The sequence below is a fragment of the Streptococcus oralis genome (genome assembly GCF_004127215.1).
GTDB lineage: Bacteria > Bacillota > Bacilli > Lactobacillales > Streptococcaceae > Streptococcus > Streptococcus oralis_BD.
This window is the reverse complement of record NZ_QEWJ01000001.1, coordinates 1-18,150: the sequence shown is the minus strand read 5'-3', so window position 1 is coordinate 18,150 and position 18,150 is coordinate 1. Positions and strand designations below refer to the sequence as shown.

Here is an 18,150-nt window from a genome sequence, read left to right as displayed (position 1 = left end):
AAATGATTATGGAGGAACAGTCAGAAATACTCCGGTCCAAGAAAGAATTTGACTTTGCCTCAAGTACCATATTATCCCAAGTTGGGCGAGGAATTATCGTCGGGCTAGTTGTCGGGCTCATTGTCGGATCTTTTCGTTTCTTAATTGAAAAGGGCTTCCACCTGATACAAGGCCTCTATCAAGATCAAGCGCACCTAGTGCGCAATCTTTTTGTCCTTGTTTTATTTTACATACTCATCTGCTGGCTCAGTGCTAAATTAACTCGCTCAGAGAAAGATATCAAAGGCTCAGGAATCCCACAAGTTGAGGCCGAATTAAAAGGACTCATGTCGCTTAATTGGTGGGGTGTTCTCTGGAAGAAATATATTCTAGGTATTCTTGCTATTGCCAGTGGCCTTATGCTAGGTCGGGAAGGGCCAAGTATTCAACTTGGAGCAGTTGGTGGTAAAGGTATAGCCAAGTGGCTCAAATCCAGTCCAGTAGAGGAACGATCCTTGATTGCTAGTGGTGCTGCAGCAGGATTAGCAGCTGCCTTTAATGCACCAATTGCAGGTCTCCTCTTTGTTATTGAAGAAGTCTATCATCACTTTTCAAGATTTTTCTGGGTCTCCACTCTAGCAGCCAGCATTGTAGCAAACTTTGTCTCTCTACTCATATTTGGCCTAACGCCCGTACTTGATATGCCTGACAATATCCCTCTCATGACTCTAGATCAGTACTGGATTTATCTTTTCATGGGTATTTTTCTCGGATTATCAGGTTTTCTTTATGAGAAAGCTGTGCTAAATGTCAGCAAAGTTTATGACTGGCTTGGTCAAAAAATCCATTTAGATAGAGCTTATTATCCAATCTTAGCTTTTATCCTTATCATACCAGTAGGAATTTTTCTGCCACAAATTCTCGGTGGTGGAAATCAACTAGTTCTTTCCCTAACTGAGCAAAACTTTAGTTTTCAAGTCTTACTTGCCTACTTCCTTATTCGCTTTGTTTGGAGCATGATAAGTTACGGAAGTGGATTACCTGGTGGAATTTTCCTACCTATTCTGGCTCTTGGTTCCTTACTTGGTGCCCTAGTTGGCGTCATTTGTGTGAATCTTGGTCTGGTCAGTCAAGAACAATTTCCAATATTTATCATTTTAGGAATGAGTGGCTACTTTGGAGCAATCTCTAAGGCTCCCCTAACAGCCATGATCCTTGTAACCGAAATGGTAGGAGACATCCGAAATCTTATGCCCCTCGGACTTGTGACCTTAGTAGCCTACATTATCATGGATTTACTAAAGGGTGCTCCAGTATACGAAGCCATGTTGGAGAAAATGTTGCCAGAAGAAGCGACAGACGAAGGAGAAGTAACTCTTATCGAAATCCCTGTTTCAGATAAAATTGCAGGAAAACAAGTCCATGAACTCAACTTACCACACAATGTTCTCATCACTACCCAAGTCCATAATGGGAAAAGCCAAACCGTTAATGGCTCAACCAGAATGTATCTGGGCGATATGATTCATTTAGTCATTCCAAAAAGTGAAATTGGAAAAATAAAAGATTTGTTATTGTAGTGTTTTATTACATAATATAAATTATGTAATAAAATCATGTCGTGGGAATTTTGTTGATTTTGATAAGGAAGGATATGCATCATAATGAAAATACTCGATGTGTTATATAAATTTTATGGTGATTTTGATTTTATTAAAGAAAAATGGAATGAAAAATACGAAGGCATTCTTATCAAGATAAAGAAAGAGCAAGGATATAAAAGATGCCGCTTAGCAAAGAAAACACCGAAAAAAGAAGGATATTTTACCGTTTTCTGGAAAAAAGACCAAGATAACAAGAACGTTCCTTATACTAATGAAGATCTTGGGACTGAGCTGATTATCGTTGTCATCGATAAAGATAAGCTGGGACTATTTATTATTCCAAAAGAGGTGGCTATTCATAAAAAAATTCTCTCAACAACAAATTGCAAAGGAAAAATGTCTATGAGATTTTATCCTCCTTGGTGCACAAATTTAAATAAAACAGCTCGGGCAACACAAAAATGGCAATTGGATTATTTTCAAAAAATCGAATTAGAAGAATAAGTTTTTGGTAAAACAAGATAGGGTTTAGTTTCCAATCTTAATTTATATTATGTCTCTTACGTTCTCAATTCCTTAATAAATTACATTAAAAAACCGATTCTCGCGCAGAGATCGGTTTTTGCTTCTTATATCGTTAAAATTAATTAAAATATTGTATAATAAGAAAAAGGAGGAAAGCTTAAATGAGTAATTCTGGCATCAAAAAAAGTCATAAAAGGTTATTAATCGTTTTGTCAATCGCAATTATCACAGCAGTTGGTATTTTTATGTTTAGTATGTTAGAGAAATCCCAAGAAGAATGTCGGAATAGAGAGTATGAAGTTAGTTTGGTGAATTCCTTAAAGAATTCTTATGAAGGGATTGAAGAGATTGAAATTTCCAATCCAACATATACGAACCCTCCTGGTGACTGGTCTTGTAAGGTTGATATTTTGTTTGAAGATGGGAAAAAAATTTTCTATGGAATTCTACATAACTTAGATGAGATAGAAAATTACAATGGTCGTATGACTTATGGACAGCGAGATTTTCTTAACCGAAGAAAAGGAATAACAACTAATACAGTTACGGTTACATACTCTAACAAAGAAAGAGGGGAACAGTAATGGTATTTAATTATACTGATATTCAATTGAATAATTTAAACCAAGATTTTGCTATTTATATTGTAAATGGAGAGTTTTCAAGTAGAAAAAGGAGAAAAGCTTAAATGAACAATTCCAGCAATAAAAAAAGATATACAAGACTATTAATCGTTTTGTCAATCGCAATCATCACAGCAGGAGGTGTTTTTATTTTTAGCATGTTAGGGAAATCTCAAGAAGAGCGTCGGAATAGAGAGTATGAAGTTAGTTTGGTGAATGCTTTAAAAAATTCCTATGAAGGGATTGAAGAGATTAAGATTACGGAACCTTATTATAGTGAGAAGCCAGGATCATGGTCTTGTGATATTGAAATAAAGTTCAGTGATAATCAAATGATAACTTATGGAATTAATCACAGATTAACTTATAAAGAAAACCACGATGGCCTTATGAAAGGAAATACTGATGAAGAAATTAATCAACAATGGTTAAAACTAAAAAAACACATTGGTAAAACAGAATCTACTGTATTAGTGCAATATTCAAATGGTGAAACAGGAGAACAATAATGACATTTAATTATACTGATAATCAATTGAATAATTTAAATCAAGATTTTGCTGTTTATAGTGTTAATAAAGAATTTTCAGATAGAAATAAAAAGAAATTTGTGACAGATATTCCAAAAAATGAAAATGAAACCAACACTATAACCACCTCCGATGGTCAAGAATTCCGTGTTGTTGCGACCAAGTCTCACCGAGGAACAGGTTTTGATGGTTTGGCGGTAGCTCCTATAGTGAACGGAGAACCGGATTATAAAAGTATAGCTGTGATTGCTGCAGGAACGGATCCAGAGAGTTCTACTAAGACTGACAGATGTAAAACAACTTTTTCTTATTATAGTGTAATATATTCTAATTTTATAGTATAATAAGAAAAAGGAGAAAAGCCCAAATGAATAATTCCAGCATCAAAAAAAGTCATAAAAAGCTACTAATCGTTTTGTCACTCGCAATTATCACAGCAGGAGGGATTTTTATGTTTAGCATGTTAGGGAAATCCCAAGAAGAGCGTCGAAATAGAGAATATGAAGTTAGTCTGGTTGAAACCTTAAAAGATAGTTATGAGGGTATTGAAAAAATTAGTTTTTCTAATGCTAACTACACAAACCCACCAGGAAGTTGGACTTGCGTAGTTGAACTATTTTTTAATGAGAAAAGTATAAAATATAAAATTAATTATTCGAAAAAAGATAAACGTATTTCTGACATATCTTTAGAGAGAGAGAACAGAAAAGAGGATCGAGATTTTTTGAATAGTCACTTGGGAAAGACAAATAAACTCACAAAAGTTGTTTATTCAGACGGTTCAGAAGGAGAATATTAATGGTGTATAGTTATACTGATAAACAACTTAATGAATTAAATCAAGGGAAAAATGTTTATAGCGTAAATTCTGAGTATGCTGAAAGGGAAGTTGAAAAGAAGGTTGTATCCAAAACAGATGATAAGTTATTTTCGGATGAAACCAATACTATAACCACCTCCGATGGTCAAGAATTCCGTGTTGTTGCGACTAAGTCTCACCGAGGAACAGGTTTTGATGGCTTAGCGGTAGCTCCTATAGTAAACGGTGAACCGGATTATAAAAGTATAGCTGTGATTGCTGCAGGAACGGATCCAGGGAGTCCTACTAAGATTGATGTTGGAACTGCAATTGCAGAAAGGGAGACATCTACATCACCTCAGTATTATGTAGCGGACCGATTTGTAAAAGAAATTATGGATGACCCTAGATATGAAGTCAGTCAACTTTCTGGTTATTCACAAGGGGCTTATATGCTAAAGGTAGGAGCTAAATACCACATCCCTACAACCACCTTTAATGCTTGGTTCTTTTATCTTTCACTTTCTAATGAAGAAAAAGCATTTATTGATAAAAATCCAGCTATGTTTATAGATTATCGTAAAAAGTCTGATAATGTTGTGGTTATCAATGATTTCAATCACCCCGAATGGTTTAATAAATCCTTCTTAAAAATGCCTGATACAATATACTGGCTTGATGGTGCTAGCCATAAAATTGAGGACTGGGAGTTTGATCCTGTAACTGGTCAACTTGTAGATGGTAAAGGAGGGAAACCCTTAATCAGTGGTGTTTATCGAGCATATGCCAACAGTCTCCGAGGAATGGCTCATTACAAGGACTTGAAATCAAAATGGTCATCAGGTGGCATTAGTAGTTCTGAAGAAATATACTTAGATGCAGCTCAAGGTTCTATCTTATCATCATCTATGGCTACAGCAGCCAGAACTGGAGCTGATGAAGTGAGCGCCCTAGCCAAAAAAGCCAATCAAGAATTACAAGAAATTTGGTCAAAAATCGACTTTACGAGCTACACAGCATTAGCTCCCTATGAGGTTGAGGCCCTTTTTGCTAGCCAAGGTATCACTCAAGCACAGTTTATCGATACTTTTCAGGCAGAAACGGATCAAACAGTCACTAAGATGAATGCTTCCGCCCAAGCATTTGAAAATTTGGATAAACAATTACAGGAAGTCATCGAAAAAACGGTAGCAACAGACAAACAATTGGCCAAGGAGTTTCGACAATGGAAAGAAAAGATGTAAAATGGGAGGAAATTAGAGAGAAAGAGAGAGAACTGTTTAATCTAGAAGAACAATATTATCAACAAAAGAAAGAACTCGATAACAAAGCATTCGACTTAAACGAACGAAATGCAAACTTAGAAAAGTTGATGTCCGAAGAAGTTGATAAAATGTATCAAGTCTTGAGGAAATTTGATTCAACTGCTGATGATGTTAGAGAGTACTTTACAGAAATAGAAAATCTGAGACACTTTTCAGATCAAGTATACCGAGAACATAGAATTAAACTCGAAGATGAGATAGAAAAAAACGATAAGGAATTTCGCAAAAAAAGAAATGAATTAGACGAAGAATTTCACAAACTAAGGAGAGATTATGCAAGCACCAATGAATGAATACTACACAGATGAAGAATATCAATATGCCCTAAAACAAATGTATCGAATGATGGAACGAAACCGAATTATTACGGAAGCAAAGTTAGCAATAACAGCAAAAAATAAATTAAAAGAAAACTTTAATAAGGCAGCTAAAAAAATTGCTACAGAAACCAAATCAACCATCACAAGCATAAACAGCCAAATGGACACTGCAATTCAAGGTAAAGTTCGCAAGAGTCTTGAAGAAAAGATTCCTAATATGTTGCTCAAGTATGATGAAATTTAATAAAGGGTTCAGGATAACTGGGGGAAAGTTAGACTTTAGTTTTAAGTTTCTTGTTTCATCTTTCCGAAAAACTATAATTTTCTTGAAAAATATATAAGTTTATGCTATACTACTAGTAGACTTATTTATGGAGAAAATCATGAAACGTGAGATTTTACTAGAACGAATCGATAAACTAAAACAAATCATGCCCTGGTATGTTCTGGAATACTACCAATCTAAGCTTGCTGTCCCTTATAGTTTTACAACCTTGTACGAATACCTCAAGGAATACGATCGATTTTTTAACTGGGTTTTAGAGTCTGGAATTTCAAACGCTGATAAAATAGCTGATATTCCTTTATCGGTCTTGGAAAACATGTCAAAGAAAGATATGGAATCCTTTATCCTTTATCTACGAGAACGGCCTTTGCTGAATGCTAATACAACCAAGCAAGGTGTTTCTCAGACAACCATCAATCGGACCTTGTCAGCATTGTCCAGTCTTTACAAGTATCTAACTGAGGAAGTTGAAAACGACCAAGGAGAGCCCTATTTCTATCGTAATGTAATGAAGAAAGTTTCAACTAAGAAAAAGAAAGAAACCCTTGCTGCCAGAGCTGAAAACATCAAGCAAAAACTCTTTTTAGGTGATGAAACAGAAGGTTTTCTAACCTATATCGACCAGGAGTACCCACAACAGCTCTCAAATCGCGCTCTCTCATCATTTAATAAGAATAAAGAACGTGATTTGGCTATTATTGCCCTTCTCTTGGCGTCTGGTGTTCGCTTATCTGAAGCGGTTAATCTGGATCTAAGAGACCTTAATCTCAGAATGATGGTTATTGATGTCACTCGGAAAGGGGGTAAACGAGACTCAGTTAATGTCGCTGCCTTTGCCAAGCCTTACCTAGAGAATTATCTCGCCATTAGAAATCAACGCTATAAGACGGAAAAGACTGATACAGCACTCTTTCTGACCTTATATCGTGGCGTTCCCAATCGTATCGATGCTTCTAGTGTTGAAAAGATGGTTGCTAAGTACTCTGAGGACTTCAAAGTCCGTGTAACTCCACACAAACTACGCCATACCCTGGCAACTAGGCTCTATGATGCTACTAAATCGCAAGTTTTGGTTAGCCATCAGCTAGGACATGCCAGCACACAAGTCACTGACCTCTATACCCATATCGTCAATGATGAACAAAAGAATGCTTTGGATAGTTTATGAAATAATACATAATTATAATTACGTGTACTACGCCACAAAAAAAGAAGTTGTATATTTTAGCAACTTCTTTTTTCTTTTTATCCTACTACTGCTTCAGCGATTTCTTCTCGGCTGATACCCGCGAAGTAGCGTGTAATATCAATAGTTTCTAGTGCCTTAAGGACATCTTTTCGTTCGTATTTCACTCCACGAAGGACATCTTCTACAGCTGCAACGTCTTCGATACCAAAGAAGTCACCATAAATCTTGATATCTTGGATTTTTGATTCGAGAACATTGGCAAAGACTTCCACTTTACCACTAGTGAATTTTGTTCCACGACGAATATTAAATTCAGGTGATTTGCCGTAGTTCCAGTCCCAAGTTCCAAACTTGGTATCCTTGATGCGATTGATTTCAGCCAATTCTTCCTCAGAAAAAACGTATTCTGTCATCTCTGGGTACTCTTTTTTCATGTATTCCAATAGCAAATCACGGAATTCTTCAACTGTGATTTTTTCTGGTAATTCATTGATAATATTGGTTACACGGGCACGGACGGATTTCACACCTTTTGACTCAAATTTATCTTTTGAAACTTTCAGAGCATTGGCAAGGACTGACAAATCAACATCGAAGAGCAAGCAACCATGGTGCATGATACGTCCATTGATATAGGCTTGGGCATTTCCACAGAATTTCTTTCCGTCAATCTCAAGGTCATTGCGGCCTGTAAACTCTGCTTTAACACCAAGTTGAGCCAAGGTATTGATTACTGGAGTTGAAAAACTCTTAAAGTCAAAAGCCTTGTTTTCATCTTCTTTTGAGATGATTGTGTAGTTGAGGTTGTTTAAATCGTGATAAACAGCTCCACCACCACTGATACGGCGGACTACCTCAATACCATTTTCGCGAACATAATCACGGTTGATTTCTTCGATAGTATTCTGGTGACGCCCAACAATGATAGATGGTTTGTTAATCCAAAGTAGGAAGATTTGATCCTCATCCAAAAGGTGTTTAAAGGCATATTCTTCCAAGGCAATATTAAAGGCAGTGTCGTTTGAATGATTGATAATGTATTTCATGATATCCCTTTATACGATAGAGACTGGAAAACATCTTTCCAGCCTAGTCTATCTTCGTTTTATTTTTTCTTTGGTGAATGGATGGCCATTCCTAGAACATCTGCAAATGCTTCGTACATCACTTCAGAGTAGGTTGGGTGTCCGTGGATGGTCTTCAGCATTTCCTCAACAGTGATTTCCATTTCGATGATGCTTGATGCCTCGTTGATCAATTCTGCAGCTGCAGGACCAATGATGTGCACACCAAGGATTTCTCCGTATTTCTTATCAGCAATAACTTTTACGAAACCTTGAGCCGCATCTGATGCAATTGCACGTCCGTTGGCAGCAAAGTTGAATTTACCGATGGCTACATCGTATTTCTCACGGGCTTGTTCTTCAGTCAGACCTACTGCTGCTACTTCAGGAAGAGTGTAAATGGCTGCAGGAGTCAAGTTGAGTTTCGCAACAGCATGATTTCCTTTGAGGGCATTTTCAGCGGCAACTTCACCCATGCGGAAGGCTGCGTGCGCCAACATCTTAGTACCGTTGATGTCACCTGGTGCGTAGATTCCAGGAACAGAAGTTTCCATGTATTCGTTGACCTTGATACGTCCACGATCCAATTCAAACTCAACATCACCAATTCCTTCAAGGTCTGGCACACGACCGATTGAAAGAAGAGCTTTGCTAGCGATGATATCGTCTTTTCCTTCAACCTTGATACGAAGTTGACCATTTTCTTCGATGATTTCTTGCAATTTTGTACCTGTCAAGATAGTCATACCTTTACGCTCAAGAATCAAGCGAAGATTCTTAGACACTTCCGCATCCATAGCTGGAACGATACGGTCCATCATTTCGATAACAGTTACTTTTGAACCAAATGTCATGAATGCTTGGCCGAGTTCGATACCGACAACCCCACCACCGATGATTACGAGGCTTTCTGGAACTTCGTTCATTTCAAGAATATCATCGCTGGTCATCACAAGTGGAGATTCCATACCAGGGACGTTAATCTTGCTGACTTTTGAACCACCAGCAAGGATAATTTTCTTGGTTTCAAGCAATTCAGAACCATTTACCAAGACATTCTTATCTTTAGTGATAGTACCAACACCCTTATGAACTGTAACTCCGTAGCTGCGAAGAAGACCCGCAACGCCACCAACCAAAGTATTGACAACCTTAGATTTTGTCTCTAAAAGTTTATCCATATCTACAGTGAAGTTTGGATTTTCGATGACGATACCTCGGTTTGCTGCATGACCGATATTTTCGATGATTTCAGCATTGTGAAGGTAGGTCTTCGTTGGGATACAGCCACGGTTCAAACACGTTCCACCGAGTTCAGATTTCTCAACAAGGGCAACCTTCCCACCGAGTTGGGCAGCTTTAATGGCTGCAACATAACCAGCAGGACCTCCACCAATCACAACGATATCAAAGGCATCATCGCTCTTACCATCGTCGTTTGAGGCACTAGCTGCAGGTGCAGGTTTTGATTCTGGCGCAGCTGCGCCAGCTGTTGGGATGTTTTCCCCTTCTTCTCCAAGGTAACCGATAACTTCAGTTACTGGAACAGTTTCACCATCTCCTTTAAGGATGGCAATCAAGTATCCATCTTCTTCGGCTTCCAATTCCATGCTGACTTTGTCAGTCATGATTTCCAAAAGGATTTCTCCTTCTTTTACAAATTCACCGACTTTTTTATTCCATTGGACAATTTGTCCTTCTGTCATATCTACGCCGGCTTTTGGCATAATTACTTCTAAGGCCATGTCTTACTTCCTTCTAAATCTCTAAAATAACAATAGCTGACTTAAACCAACATTGAGATCGGATTCTCAATCAAGGCTTTCAAGTCTTTCATAAACTTAGCACCAGCCATACCATCTACGACACGGTGGTCAATAGTTAACCCCAGGCTCATGATAGGACGAATAACAATCTCACCATTGACAACTACAGGTTTCTCAACTGTTGAGCTAACCCCGAGGATAGCTGAGTTTGGTTGGTTAATAATCGGACCGAAGGACTGAACGCCAAACATTCCCAAGTTACTGATTGTGAAGGTTGAATTTTGCAGTTCGCTTGGAGCCAATTTACCGTCCAAGGTACGACCAATCACATCCTTAAAGGCTACGACCAACTCTGACAAGCTCATTTTTTCAGCATTATAGACAACAGGTGTCATCAATCCATTATCCATACCAACTGCCATCGCAAGGTTGACATAGTTATGAGTGATAATGGTCTTGCCGTCTTCTGTCAATGAAGCGTTGATGTATGGGTGTTTCATCAATGTTTTCACAACAGCGAGTGAAAGAAGGTCTGTTACAGTAGTCTTCTTACCAGTCGCTTCCATAATCGGATCAAGAACCTTCTTACGAAGGGCCAGCATTTCAGTCATATCAACTTCATAGTTGAGTGTGAAAGTTGGCGCAGTTAGGTAAGATTCAACCATACGTTGCGCGATAACCTTACGCATTGGTGTCATTGGAATACGCTCAATCTCACCATAAGGAGTGATATTGTCTGGAACTTCTTCCACTTTTTCGATTTGAGCAGGAGACTTGATGGTGTCGTTTTCGATATTTTCAGGAAGCAAGGCCAAAACGTCCTTCTTCATGATCTTACCACGGTGACCTGTTCCTTGGATTTCCTGCCAAGCAATGTTATGTTCAAGGGCAATTCGTTTTGCAAGTGGCGAAATGCGAACCACGTTTGTGTCTTTATAAGTTTCCACGTCTTCTTTGTGGACACGACCGTTTGCACCTGAGCCAGAAACGTCGTAGAGGTTGATTCCTAGATCATCCGCTAACTTTCTAGCCGCAGGAGTCGCTCTTAGCTTGTCATCAGCCATGACCTCTCCAATTCTATACTAAGATATTAAGGACGAAAAGAGTTCTGCACCTAAAAGATACAAAGTTTCTCGTCTTTTTTATTTTATTTACATAACTTATATTATGTATTATTCTTTGTTATATGTCTTACGGATTGTATCTTTGATGCTTTCAACTGTTGGAATCATTGCATTTTCAAGGTTTTGCGCGTAAGGCATTGGCACATCTTCTCCGGCGCAACGGCGGATTGGTGCGTCTAGATAATCAAATGCTTCTGATTCTGAAATAATAGCTGAAATCTCTCCGATATAGCCACTTGTTTTGTGGGCGTCGTTGACCAGAACGACCTTACCAGTCTTCTTCACTGAGTTAATGATGATATCCTTATCAAGTGGAACGAGGGTACGTGGGTCCACAATTTCAACTGAAATTCCCTCTTCTGCTAATTCTTCAGCAGCTTGAACCACACGGCGAAGCATTTTTCCATAAGTAACGACTGTTACATCTGTACCTTCGCGTTTGATTTCCCCAACCCCAAGTGGGATTGTATAGTCTGGATCAACTGGCACTTCCCCTTTTTGGTTAAATTCTGACTTGTATTCAAGGATGATAACAGGGTTGTTATCACGGATAGAAGACTTGAGAAGTCCTTTCATGTCAGCAGGTGTACCTGGAGCTACAACCTTAAGACCTGGGATGTGTGTGAACCAAGACTCTAGAGACTGAGAGTGCTGAGCTGCAGAACCAACTCCGTTACCAGCTGCACATCGGACAGTCATTGGAACCTGACCTTTCCCACCAAACATGTAACGTGTTTTAGCAGCTTGGTTGACGATATTGTCCATGGCAATGACCGAGAAGTCCATGAAGGTCATATCGACGATTGGACGAAGTCCTGTCATGGCTGCTCCTGCTGCTGCACCTGAGATAGCAGCTTCAGAAATCGGACAGTCACGAACACGTTCTGGACCAAATTCTTCGAGCATTCCAACAGAAGTTCCGAAGTCTCCTCCAAAGACACCGACGTCTTCTCCCATCAAGAATACATTTTCATCGCGACGCATTTCCTCAGACATAGCAAGGATAATGGTGTCACGGAACGACATTGTTTTTGTTTCCATTTTTATCTCTTTCTCCTTAGTCTGCGTAAATATCTTCAAATGCTGATTCTAGTGGTGGGAATGGGCTTTCTTCAGCAAATTTAACAGAAGCTTCTACTGCTTCCTTGACTTGTGCTTGAATTTCTTCCAATTCTTCTGCACTTGCAATATTGTTTTCAATGAGGTATTTGCGAAGGTTTTCGATTGGGTCTTTTTGTTTCCACAATTCCACTTCTTCACGAGTACGATATTTACCAGGGTCAGATGATGAGTGGCCAAGCCAGCGATAGGTTACACTTTCGATCAAGACTGGGCCATTGCCACCACGAACATGATCTACAGCTTTCTTAAATCCTTCATAGACATCGATGACGTTGTTCCCATCTTCGATAAACATTCCAGGAATTCCATATGCCGCACTACGTTGATGGATATGCTCTACATTGGTCATTTTCTTGATATCCGCAGAGATCCCATAACCGTTGTTAATGCAGTAGAAAACAACTGGCAAGTTCCAAATAGAAGCCATGTTGACTGCTTCGTGGAAGACACCTTCGTTGGTCGCACCATCTCCAAAGAAGCAAACGACGATTTTTCCAGTGTTTTGCATTTGTTGACTGAGGGCTGCACCGACAGCGATTCCCATACCACCACCAACGATACCATTGGCACCGAGGTTCCCAGCATCCAGGTCAGCGATGTGCATAGAACCACCTTTTCCTTTACAGGTTCCAGTGTATTTCCCGAGGATTTCAGCCATCATTCCGTTGAGGTCAATCCCCTTAGCAATAGCTTGCCCGTGTCCACGGTGATTTGAGGTAATCAGATCATCTGGATTAAGAGCCAGCATCGCTCCGACGTTAGCAGCTTCCTCTCCGACAGAAAAGTGAGTCATACCGGGAACTTTCCCCTTTTTCACTAACTGAGCGATTTTTAAGTCCATGCGACGGATTTCTTCCATCTTACGGAACATCTCTAGCAAAAGATTCTTATCTAAAGTTGACATAATCTTGCCTTTCTAACTTTGTACTTACCTTACTATTTTACCTTTTTTAGTATACGCTGTCAAAGTATATGGCTAATAAAAATTCACAATATAAAAAAATAAACCCCTGTTAAAACAGGGATTCTCTCTAGTTAGAGTATTTTTTCACAAAGTGCTTTTTCAGGATATTTTCCAAAAATTAGCTCAATCTTTTCATTACGTTTTTCAGACGCCATTGATACAAACAACCAGAAACAATCAAGCTGGCAATTAACCCAATCCAGTAGGCAAATGCCCCTAAGTCAGTTACTTGATCTAGTAGATATCCTAGTGGTATCGCTACTCCCCAATATCCGATTAAGCCAAGATAGAAAGGAACGATAGTGTCCTTATACCCTCTTAAAATTCCTTGGAGCGGAGCCGCAAAGGTATCAGCTAGCTGGAAAAAGAGACTGTAGGTTAGAAATACAGCAGTTGTTTCAATGAACTGAGAGTCATTCCCATATAGACTTGCTACACGATCTCTAAAAATGTAGAGAAAAGATAGGGTAAGACCTGCAAAAATAAGGGCGGTTACTCTCCCCAGACGAGCATAGATTTTTGCATCCTCAAAACGTTTGGCCCCCACCTCGTAAGACACAACAATCGCCATAGCAGAGGAAATACTCATAGGAAAAGCATACATGAGACTCGAAAAATTCATAGCTGACTGGTGACTGGCAATGATGAGCGATGAAAACTTAGCCATGATTAGTCCAACCACGGAGAAAATGGCTACTTCAGCAAATACGGTTCCCCCGATTGGTAGACCTAATCGAACACCTTCCTTGATTTTATCTATATTTAGTGGAATGCGTTTTTCAAGATGTAACGCTTTTAACCTTTCTTGTTTGAATAAAACAAGAATAGAAATCCCCAATAAAACCCAATAGGCTAGTGAAGTTCCTAGTCCTGCTCCTGCGCCACCAAGCTCAGGGAAACCGAAAGCTCCATATATCAAGAGATAGTTAAAACCACTATTGAGCGGAAGTAATAGGAGCATGAGGTACATAGATAGCTTGGTCAATCCAAGAGAATCCAACAAAGAGCGAATGACACTGAACAGCAACAAGGGAATAATTCCAATAGACAGGTACCAAAGATAGGAAACTGCAACTGCCGCCACTTGAGCTTCTAGTCCGATGTTGGTTAAGACAGGTGGCGCTAAGAATACTACCATTCCAAGCAAGACCAAAGACAGTCCGAAAGCCAAGTAGATAAATTGGTAAAAATCAGATGCTACTTCTTCCTTTTTGCCCCGTCCCAGATGATGGCCTATGATGGGAACCATGGCCGAAACAATCCCTGTTAAAAAAGTAAAGAAAGGATTCCATAGACTCGTTGCGGTTGACACCCCCGCCAAGTCCATGGTATTGTACTGCCCAGTCATGGTTGTATCAACAAAAGAGGCAGAATAATTGGCAAATTGATAGATCAGAATAGGGAAAAATATCTTAAGAAATAAGACAAACTTGTCTTTAAATTGATGGGTTGGATACATATACGCTCTCTATTCTTATAGTTTCTAGAGCAGAATCCCATCTAGTTTTGGTAGACAATTTGTCCCTTGCAGATGGTATATTTAACCTGCCCTTTTAAAGTTTCACCGATAAATGGGGAATTAGCTGCTTTTGACGCAAAATGGGAGTCCACAAGGCGGTCAGCCTTAGCGTCAAAGATAGTGATATCCGCTGGACCATTCTCAGCCAAGTAACCTGCTTCAAAGTTGTAAAGCTTGGCTGGATTGACAGTCATTTTTTCTAGCAATTCCATCAAGCTCAACTCACCAGCTTCCACCAAATAAGTCAAACCAAGAGAAAGAGAGGTTTCCAAACCTGTCATACCAGATGGTGCTTTGGTGATATCTTCAACATTTTTCTCATCTGCATGGTGAGGCGCGTGGTCCGTTGCGATAACTGTGATAACACCTGACTTGAGACCTTCGATAACGGCACGACGGTCTGACTCCAAACGAAGTGGAGGATTCATTTTGGCATTGCTTCCTTGAGTTAAAAGAAGAGCTTCTGTCTTAGAGAAATGCTGTGGCGCTACTTCTGCTGTGACCTGCGCACCTAGTCCTTGAGCAAACTCCACCACCTTGACACTTTCTTCCTTAGACAAATGCTGGATGTGAACATGGGCCTTGGTTGCATAGGCAATCATAACATCGCGCGCAATCATAGCGTACTCAGCCACTCCTGTCGCTCCACAGATATGGAAATGTTCTTTAGCGATGTTTTCGTTAAAGCCAAGAATTCCATTCAAACCTGGATCTTCCTCATGAAGGCAGATAAAGGTATTGAGTTTTTTGGCTTCTACCATTGCTTCCTTAACCACTTTACTACTTTCAAGCGGAATTCCATCATCTGAAAAACCAACGGCTCCAGCTTCTAAAAGAGCCTTAAAGTCTGTCAAGTCTTGGCCATTAAAGTTCTTGGTAATAGTCGCAACTGTCTTGACGTTAATCTTTTCCTTGGCAGCAGACTGGAGAACTTCTTTCAAAGTCTCTACGTCCGAAATGGTTGGACTAGTATTAGCCATCATGACAACCGTTGTAAAACCACCTGCAGCAGCCGCTAGTGCCCCAGTATGGATGTCCTCCTTGTGGGTTTGACCAGGTTCACGGAAATGAACATGAATATCCACTAGTCCAGGCGCAACTACAAGACCAGTAGCATCAATTAGCTCTGCTCCTTCTTCCTTGATTTCGGCATCTATTTTGACAATTTTCCCATCTTGCACTAAAACATCACACACTTGATCCAAACCAGACTTGGGATCCATTACACGACCATTTTTGATTAGTAGCATTTGCTTTCTCCTTTATTCATAGAAATCAACTTGGGTATCCAATAATTTATCCCCATCATAAACAAACTTGGCTGAAAAGAAGGGTTTATCTTCTAAAAGCCACTCAACAAAAGTGTGATCACCCTCCCAAGTTGGCTTGCTCAAAACTTCATCATAGGGAACCCATTCTAAAGTTCCCTCGTTGCAGTCAATCAAGTCACCCTCAAACTCCGTCACCTTAAAAACATAGGTGTACCAGTCTAAATCTGGTGTGAATTCTGGAAAAGTGATAACACCTTTTAGAACCGGCTTGGCTTTGAGCCCTGTTTCTTCGAGGATTTCACGCGCTGCACATTCCTGTGGAGTCTCACCTCGCTCTAGCTTTCCACCCACACCAATCCATTTGCCTTCATGGACATCGTTGGGCTTCTTATTGCGATGGAGCATGAGCAGTTCTTTTCCGTTATCAATGTAGCAAATCGTCGCTAACTGAGGCATATTCTCTCCTTATCTAAACCAATCGATTGGCACTTGTCCTGTCTCTTTTAAGAATGCATTGGCCTTGGAAAAAGGCTTGGAACCCCAAAATCCTCTATAAACCGATAAAGGACTAGGATGGGCTGATTCGATAACCAAGTGGTGAGGATTGGTAACCAAGGCCTTCTTCTTGCGTGCATAAGCACCCCAGAGTACAAAGACTACAGGTCTGTCTAGATTATTGACAACCCGAATCACAGCATCTGTAAATGGCTCCCATATCTGCCCAGCATGACCATTGGCCTGCCCAGCAGGAACCGTCAAGCAAGCATTGAGAAGCAAGACTCCCTGCTCAGCCCAAGACGTCAAATCATGAGATTTCTTAACGCCGATATCATCTGACAATTCTTTTAAAATGTTTTGCAAGGACGGCGGAGCTGGGATTGAGTCAGGTACAGAAAAACTCAAACCCTGCGCTTGACCTGGCCCGTGATAGGGGTCTTGCCCTAGAATCACCACCTTCACTTCTTCAAGCGGTGTAGTCAAGAGAGCCTGAAAAACTTTTTCCTTAGGTGGATAAACAGTTCCCTGAGCATAGACCTGTTCCATAAATTGATTGATTTTCCCAAAATAACCTTCAGGTAATTGCTCCTTAATCAAAGCATGCCATGATGAGTGTTGCATCGCCAACTCCTTCATTTTTACTGCCTCTATTATAGCAAAAAGTGGCTATCTAAACCACTTTTTACAGTTTATCTAAACAATCCAGCAAGTCTTGGTAAGAATGGACTTCATAAGTTGGCTGGACTTGTGTGTGATTTTCAAGGCGATGAGGGTTGTACCAGATAGTATCAATTCCAGCATTATTGCCACCTTGAATGTCGGCGGTTAGAGAATCTCCAATCATCAGGGCCTTTTCTTTATAAAATCCAGTAATCTGTTGACCAATTTTTTCATAGAATAGTGCATCAGGTTTTTGCGTTTGCAACTGCTCAGAGATAAAGACTTGGTTGAAATAGGGAGCCAGACCTGATTGAGCCAGACGACCCGTCTGGATGGCAGTAATCCCATTTGTCGCAGCATACAAATCATAATCACGTTCGATGAGGCTGTCCAAGAGTTCATGAGCACCCGAAAGAGTTTGTCCCTGTTGGGCTAAGTAAAATTGGTAACGCTGAGCAAGTAACCTACCGTCTTTTTCCTGTCCAAAATGCGCAAATAGACGAGAAAAGCGCGTGTTAACCAGCTCTTGTTTACTGATTTTCTTTTGCTCCAACTCCTTCCAGAGAGCCTTGTTCATAGGAACATAATAGTCTTTATAGGCTTGAATGTCCGCAACTCCTTCTTCCTTTAGAAGTTGCGTCAAAGCCACATCCTCAGCAGCATCAAAATCAAGCAAGGTGTGGTCAAGGTCGAAGAGTAGAAATTTGTAGGGCAATTTGAAGTTTTCCTTTCTAAGGAGATAAAATAGTCTCATGAACCTTCAAAACAGGAAAAGAGACAAAGTCCAAGTAATTATTTTATTTTCTTCTTTCACACAGATAATTTATTTAACAAGTCTCATTAAATTTATTTTTTATCTAGCTGATTTTCCTTTGCAACGACAAATTCCTTAACCAATCGATAGATAACAGCAAATATCGGTGTAAAGAATATCATCCCAAGTAAGCCAAAGAGATTGCCTCCAATACTAGCAGCCGCAAGC

At 39.8% G+C, this 18,150-nt stretch carries 20 protein-coding genes and 1 pseudogene; 10 read left to right on the top strand and 11 right to left on the bottom strand.

Going from position 1 to position 18,150, the window contains the following annotated elements:
* Window positions 1-8 precede the first annotated feature (8 nt).
* The 10 genes from DF216_RS00105 to xerS all read left to right on the top strand — a co-directional run bounded on the left by DF216_RS00105 (window position 9) and on the right by xerS (window position 7,159).
* Window positions 9-1,559 (top strand): ClC family H(+)/Cl(-) exchange transporter, encoded by a 1,551-nt coding sequence (locus DF216_RS00105; protein ID WP_129325535.1) that lies wholly within the window; start codon window positions 9-11, stop codon window positions 1,557-1,559.
* A gap of 84 nt (window positions 1,560-1,643) precedes the next feature.
* Window positions 1,644-2,087, top strand: coding sequence for a MepB family protein (locus tag DF216_RS00100; RefSeq protein WP_129325534.1), 444 nt, complete (start codon window positions 1,644-1,646; stop codon window positions 2,085-2,087).
* A 182-nt stretch (window positions 2,088-2,269) separates the two neighbouring features.
* Window positions 2,270-2,692, top strand: a complete 423-nt coding sequence (locus DF216_RS00095; protein ID WP_061453640.1) for a hypothetical protein — start codon at window positions 2,270-2,272, stop codon at window positions 2,690-2,692.
* Between the two features lie 104 nt (window positions 2,693-2,796).
* Entirely contained in the window at window positions 2,797-3,240 is a 444-nt protein-coding gene (locus DF216_RS00090; protein WP_129325533.1) for a hypothetical protein, read from the top strand.
* A complete protein-coding gene (locus DF216_RS00085; protein WP_129325532.1) occupies window positions 3,240-3,605 on the top strand; it encodes a hypothetical protein in 366 nt (121 codons plus the stop codon). The genes DF216_RS00090 and DF216_RS00085 overlap by 1 nt, the downstream gene beginning before the upstream one ends.
* Before the next feature lie 23 nt (window positions 3,606-3,628).
* Window positions 3,629-4,060, top strand: a complete 432-nt coding sequence (locus DF216_RS00080; RefSeq protein ID WP_164978974.1) for a hypothetical protein — start codon at window positions 3,629-3,631, stop codon at window positions 4,058-4,060.
* A complete protein-coding gene (locus DF216_RS00075) occupies window positions 4,060-5,304 on the top strand; it encodes a hypothetical protein (RefSeq protein ID WP_129325531.1) in 1,245 nt (414 codons plus the stop codon). The genes DF216_RS00080 and DF216_RS00075 overlap by 1 nt, the downstream gene beginning before the upstream one ends.
* The gene (locus DF216_RS00070) at window positions 5,286-5,678 is read left to right on the top strand and encodes a hypothetical protein (RefSeq protein WP_129325530.1); all 393 of its coding nucleotides are present in this window, start codon (window positions 5,286-5,288) and stop codon (window positions 5,676-5,678) included. The genes DF216_RS00075 and DF216_RS00070 overlap by 19 nt, the downstream gene beginning before the upstream one ends.
* Window positions 5,659-5,949 (top strand): hypothetical protein, encoded by a 291-nt coding sequence (locus DF216_RS00065; protein ID WP_001148767.1) that lies wholly within the window; start codon window positions 5,659-5,661, stop codon window positions 5,947-5,949. Before DF216_RS00070 ends, DF216_RS00065 begins: the two co-directional genes overlap by 20 nt.
* A gap of 139 nt (window positions 5,950-6,088) precedes the next feature.
* The gene (xerS, locus tag DF216_RS00060; protein WP_125828125.1) at window positions 6,089-7,159 is read left to right on the top strand and encodes a tyrosine recombinase XerS; all 1,071 of its coding nucleotides are present in this window, start codon (window positions 6,089-6,091) and stop codon (window positions 7,157-7,159) included.
* Window positions 7,160-7,236: 77 nt separating this feature from the next.
* Here the strand turns inward: xerS and DF216_RS00055 are convergent, their stop codons facing one another.
* The 11 genes and pseudogenes from DF216_RS00055 to DF216_RS00005 all read right to left on the bottom strand — a co-directional run.
* The gene (locus DF216_RS00055) at window positions 7,237-8,226 is read right to left on the bottom strand and encodes a lipoate--protein ligase (RefSeq protein WP_129325529.1); all 990 of its coding nucleotides are present in this window, start codon (window positions 8,224-8,226) and stop codon (window positions 7,237-7,239) included.
* 59 nt (window positions 8,227-8,285) lie between these two features.
* Window positions 8,286-9,989 carry a dihydrolipoyl dehydrogenase gene (lpdA, locus tag DF216_RS00050; protein WP_084878281.1) on the bottom strand — a complete coding sequence of 568 codons (1,704 nt, stop codon included), beginning with the start codon at window positions 9,987-9,989 and terminating at the stop codon, window positions 8,286-8,288.
* Between the two features lie 41 nt (window positions 9,990-10,030).
* Window positions 10,031-11,074: a dihydrolipoamide acetyltransferase gene (locus DF216_RS00045; protein ID WP_000752714.1), complete on the bottom strand. Its 1,044-nt coding sequence runs from the start codon at window positions 11,072-11,074 to the stop codon at window positions 10,031-10,033.
* Window positions 11,075-11,182: 108 nt separating this feature from the next.
* Entirely contained in the window at window positions 11,183-12,175 is a 993-nt protein-coding gene (locus DF216_RS00040; protein ID WP_008808674.1) for an alpha-ketoacid dehydrogenase subunit beta, read from the bottom strand.
* Between the two features lie 16 nt (window positions 12,176-12,191).
* Window positions 12,192-13,160: a thiamine pyrophosphate-dependent dehydrogenase E1 component subunit alpha gene (locus DF216_RS00035; protein ID WP_000105373.1), complete on the bottom strand. Its 969-nt coding sequence runs from the start codon at window positions 13,158-13,160 to the stop codon at window positions 12,192-12,194.
* Between the two features lie 178 nt (window positions 13,161-13,338).
* Window positions 13,339-14,679, bottom strand: coding sequence for an MATE family efflux transporter (locus tag DF216_RS00030; protein ID WP_129325528.1), 1,341 nt, complete (start codon window positions 14,677-14,679; stop codon window positions 13,339-13,341).
* Between the two features lie 41 nt (window positions 14,680-14,720).
* Entirely contained in the window at window positions 14,721-15,989 is a 1,269-nt protein-coding gene (locus tag DF216_RS00025) for a dihydroorotase (protein WP_049505821.1), read from the bottom strand.
* Between the two features lie 12 nt (window positions 15,990-16,001).
* Window positions 16,002-16,466 (bottom strand): NUDIX hydrolase, encoded by a 465-nt coding sequence (locus DF216_RS00020; RefSeq protein ID WP_001135768.1) that lies wholly within the window; start codon window positions 16,464-16,466, stop codon window positions 16,002-16,004.
* A gap of 9 nt (window positions 16,467-16,475) precedes the next feature.
* Complete coding sequence (locus DF216_RS00015) at window positions 16,476-17,129, bottom strand: uracil-DNA glycosylase (RefSeq protein ID WP_001164853.1); 654 nt, start codon at window positions 17,127-17,129, stop codon at window positions 16,476-16,478.
* A 61-nt stretch (window positions 17,130-17,190) separates the two neighbouring features.
* The gene (locus DF216_RS00010) at window positions 17,191-17,883 is read right to left on the bottom strand and encodes a YjjG family noncanonical pyrimidine nucleotidase (RefSeq protein WP_001146400.1); all 693 of its coding nucleotides are present in this window, start codon (window positions 17,881-17,883) and stop codon (window positions 17,191-17,193) included.
* A 131-nt stretch (window positions 17,884-18,014) separates the two neighbouring features.
* A pseudogene (locus tag DF216_RS00005) lies at window positions 18,015-18,150 on the bottom strand (AI-2E family transporter); the annotation flags it as partial.

What these genes read in the sequence shown, in the direction of transcription:
- DF216_RS00035 (WP_000105373.1), bottom strand. Translation starts at nt 13,160, where the DNA reads ATGTCAACTTTAGATAAGAATCTTTTGCTAGAGATGTTCCGTAAGATG.
- DF216_RS00070 (WP_129325530.1), top strand. Translation starts at nt 5,286, where the DNA reads ATGGAAAGAAAAGATGTAAAATGGGAGGAAATTAGAGAGAAAGAGAGA.
- lpdA (WP_084878281.1), bottom strand. Translation starts at nt 9,989, where the DNA reads ATGGCCTTAGAAGTAATTATGCCAAAAGCCGGCGTAGATATGACAGAA.
- DF216_RS00065 (WP_001148767.1), top strand. Translation starts at nt 5,659, where the DNA reads ATGCAAGCACCAATGAATGAATACTACACAGATGAAGAATATCAATAT.
- DF216_RS00020 (WP_001135768.1), bottom strand. Translation starts at nt 16,466, where the DNA reads ATGCCTCAGTTAGCGACGATTTGCTACATTGATAACGGAAAAGAACTG.
- DF216_RS00085 (WP_129325532.1), top strand. Translation starts at nt 3,240, where the DNA reads ATGACATTTAATTATACTGATAATCAATTGAATAATTTAAATCAAGAT.
- DF216_RS00040 (WP_008808674.1), bottom strand. Translation starts at nt 12,175, where the DNA reads ATGGAAACAAAAACAATGTCGTTCCGTGACACCATTATCCTTGCTATG.
- DF216_RS00045 (WP_000752714.1), bottom strand. Translation starts at nt 11,074, where the DNA reads ATGGCTGATGACAAGCTAAGAGCGACTCCTGCGGCTAGAAAGTTAGCG.
- DF216_RS00105 (WP_129325535.1), top strand. Translation starts at nt 9, where the DNA reads ATGGAGGAACAGTCAGAAATACTCCGGTCCAAGAAAGAATTTGACTTT.
- DF216_RS00080 (WP_164978974.1), top strand. Translation starts at nt 3,629, where the DNA reads ATGAATAATTCCAGCATCAAAAAAAGTCATAAAAAGCTACTAATCGTT.
- DF216_RS00030 (WP_129325528.1), bottom strand. Translation starts at nt 14,679, where the DNA reads ATGTATCCAACCCATCAATTTAAAGACAAGTTTGTCTTATTTCTTAAG.
- DF216_RS00025 (WP_049505821.1), bottom strand. Translation starts at nt 15,989, where the DNA reads ATGCTACTAATCAAAAATGGTCGTGTAATGGATCCCAAGTCTGGTTTG.
- DF216_RS00095 (WP_061453640.1), top strand. Translation starts at nt 2,270, where the DNA reads ATGAGTAATTCTGGCATCAAAAAAAGTCATAAAAGGTTATTAATCGTT.
- DF216_RS00090 (WP_129325533.1), top strand. Translation starts at nt 2,797, where the DNA reads ATGAACAATTCCAGCAATAAAAAAAGATATACAAGACTATTAATCGTT.
- DF216_RS00015 (WP_001164853.1), bottom strand. Translation starts at nt 17,129, where the DNA reads ATGCAACACTCATCATGGCATGCTTTGATTAAGGAGCAATTACCTGAA.
- xerS (WP_125828125.1), top strand. Translation starts at nt 6,089, where the DNA reads ATGAAACGTGAGATTTTACTAGAACGAATCGATAAACTAAAACAAATC.
- DF216_RS00055 (WP_129325529.1), bottom strand. Translation starts at nt 8,226, where the DNA reads ATGAAATACATTATCAATCATTCAAACGACACTGCCTTTAATATTGCC.
- DF216_RS00100 (WP_129325534.1), top strand. Translation starts at nt 1,644, where the DNA reads ATGAAAATACTCGATGTGTTATATAAATTTTATGGTGATTTTGATTTT.
- DF216_RS00075 (WP_129325531.1), top strand. Translation starts at nt 4,060, where the DNA reads ATGGTGTATAGTTATACTGATAAACAACTTAATGAATTAAATCAAGGG.